The organism is Stenotrophomonas sp. YIM B06876, assembly GCF_030711595.1.
Lineage (GTDB): Bacteria > Pseudomonadota > Gammaproteobacteria > Xanthomonadales > Xanthomonadaceae > Stenotrophomonas.
The window spans coordinates 1-1,716 of sequence record NZ_JAUJUJ010000167.1 but is presented as its reverse complement, the minus strand read 5'-3'; the positions used below and the strand labels follow the sequence as shown (position 1 = coordinate 1,716).

At 47.6% G+C, this 1,716-nt stretch carries 2 protein-coding genes; both read right to left on the bottom strand.

Going from position 1 to position 1,716, the window contains the following annotated elements:
• Window positions 1-273 precede the first annotated feature (273 nt).
• Window positions 274-1,251, bottom strand: a complete 978-nt coding sequence (locus tag QZH66_RS15750; protein WP_305806838.1) for a zinc-binding dehydrogenase — start codon at window positions 1,249-1,251, stop codon at window positions 274-276.
• Window positions 1,252-1,281: 30 nt separating this feature from the next.
• Window positions 1,282-1,716 (bottom strand): hypothetical protein (locus QZH66_RS15745; protein WP_305806837.1); only part of this gene is annotated, 435 nt, incomplete at its 5' end.

Genomic DNA, 1,716 nt, shown 5'->3' with positions numbered 1-1,716 from the left:
GTATTAAAGGTAAGCAGCTACTTAATAAGACTGTCGATACGCATCACAACCAGGGGTAGGCCTGTGGAGTCAGGCATTTCTTATCGCAGCCTGACTCCACAGGCCAGATAAAATGACGACTCTTGGCTTGTGAGTCATTCATTATGGACGAAGCAGCACTTTGCCCTTGCGCGATGATTGCAGGCTTGCTGTTAGCGCATTTTTTACATCATTCATCGGGTAGATCGCATCCACTNCAGATAAAATGACGACTCTTGGCTTGTGAGTCATTCATTATGGACGAAGCAGCACTTTGCCCTTGCGCGATGATTGCAGGCTTGCTGTTAGCGCATTTTTTACATCATTCATCGGGTAGATCGCATCCACTGGCAACTTCAGTTTTCCTGTTTCTGCCAAGCCGATCAGTTTCGCCATCATTGACTTCCTTTTTTCCACGGCCATGGACTGGTTGATCTTCTTCTGCCAAAAGCCTTTGACCGTAATCTGCTTGAAAGCAATGTCAGCAGCAGGAATATGCATCGGCTCCCCTGACATAGACCCAAAGGAAACCAGCAGGCCATTTTCTCCTAATAATCCAGTCAGAGCTTCAGTTGCAGCGCCTCCAACAGAATCAAGGGCATAGCTGATAGAGGCGCCACCTGTCAGCTCACGAACACGTTGTTGCCAGTCTTGTTTGGCGGTCGAAACGACATGCTCAATGCCTTGCGCCGTCAATTCTTTTTCATTGTCACTGTTACGAACGAGACTGATGGTGTTCACACCCCGCTCCCTTGCAAGGATCGATACTGTTTTGCCAATCGCTCCACCTGCCGCATTTTGAATGATCCATTGCCCTGCTTCCGCATTCAGAAATTCAAGCAATAACAGCGCACTAAATGGCATGGAAGCAAGCTGCGCACCAACCTCATCACTGATGGTATCGGGAACAACCGTTAATAATTCTGCTGGGGCCAAGAAATATTCAGCCCATACCCCCATGATGGGTGACCCCACAACACGCTGGCCCGGTGTGAGTTCTTTGACCCCATCACCGACCGCATCGATGATCCCCAAGGCCTCGCTACCACCAATGGCTGGCAAAGTGGGCTTGTGGCCATAGGTTCCACGGACTGTCCATAGGTCGTGGTTATGAATAGGGGATAGAATTGTCTTGACTCTGACCTGATTAAAACCGGGCAAGGGAAGAGCTGTTTCTTCTTCATTCACTACCTGAGAAGGCTCGCCAAATTGATGATAAATCGATGCTCGCATAAAGCTTCTCCTTATATTGATAGTTGTCAGTTAATCTTTTGTGATGCGCATTAATAAATCGCTATCTGGCTTTGTAAAAAGAGAGGTGAGTATTTCAAAATGGTTGACACCCTCCACCTCTGTCACAGATAGGCTGTAATCCTGTCGTTGTAATTTCTCAGCATAGTTGAGAGATTGCTCTTTGAGCTCTGGCTGTTCATCACTACCATAGTAAATATACATCGGTAGTGAGCTCTTGTTTGCTGGGTGAATGTTGTTTATTGGGCTTAGCTTGGCAATTTCATTGTCACTCAGTTGCAAGGCGGCACCAATCTTCTTGGTTGCAGCAATAGGCGATAGATCAAACAGGCCACTGATAGGCAATACGGCTGAGTTGACAACCGGGTGATCTTTCCAGAGGGCGGCAAGATGGCCACCTGCAGAGTGCCCAGACAAATAAGTCGACAGCCCAGACATACTATTATA

Bases quoted from the DNA above. Each gene is read 5' to 3' on its own strand.
- QZH66_RS15750 (WP_305806838.1), bottom strand. From the start codon at position 1,251: ATGCGAGCATCGATTTATCATCAATTTGGCGAGCCTTCTCAGGTAGTG.